This is a genomic window from Mesorhizobium sp. M7A.F.Ca.MR.362.00.0.0, assembly GCF_004023175.1.
GTDB lineage: Bacteria > Pseudomonadota > Alphaproteobacteria > Rhizobiales > Rhizobiaceae > Mesorhizobium.
This window is the reverse complement of record NZ_RZTF01000721.1, coordinates 935-1498: the sequence shown is the minus strand read 5'-3', so window position 1 is coordinate 1498 and position 564 is coordinate 935. Positions and strand designations below refer to the sequence as shown.

Sequence of the window (564 nt, the reverse complement as noted above, 5' to 3'; positions counted from 1 at the left end):
GAGGATGCCCGGCCAGCTCTCCGCCGGCAGGCCGTCGATTGCGACAACCCCGAGGAAGCGGTTCTCCACAAGCGGGGTCAGGCCGTGCTGCAGCTCGGCCGTGACCAGCCAGTCGAGATACATCGGGATGTCCGGCAGACGAAGAGGATGGTTTTCGCCTGTGATGCAGAAGCGGACGAACTGGAGCAGCTCGTCATAGCGGGCGACCCGAAATCCGCCTCTCTCGTCCGCCTCGCGCGTCGCCATCCGCTGAATGGAGACGACATTGCCGAGATATTGCTCGATCTCGCGGATCGAGGCGCGGAAGGTGTCGAGCGTTGTCACCGCATAGGATGCCGATCGGCTTGCCGGATCGGAATAGACATAGCGTGCGAGGCCAGATCGCCGCGGCTCCGGCGGCCGCCACGTCAGGATGAGCGCATGCCGGCTCTCGAAGTGTCCGCTTTCTCGCTGGAAGTGGAGCCGTCTCTCGAAGTCGATGGCCCGCGTGACTGGGTCGGGGAAATGGCACTCAGCTTCGTCGGGGTAATCGGAAGTCGGCACCCGCACGGCTTCGACCTGGAT

The 564-nt window shown here is 64.2% G+C and carries 1 pseudogene; it reads right to left on the bottom strand.

Annotated elements, in window-relative coordinates:
- Positions 1 to 564: pseudogene (locus EOC06_RS37130) on the bottom strand (conjugal transfer protein TrbE); the annotation flags it as partial.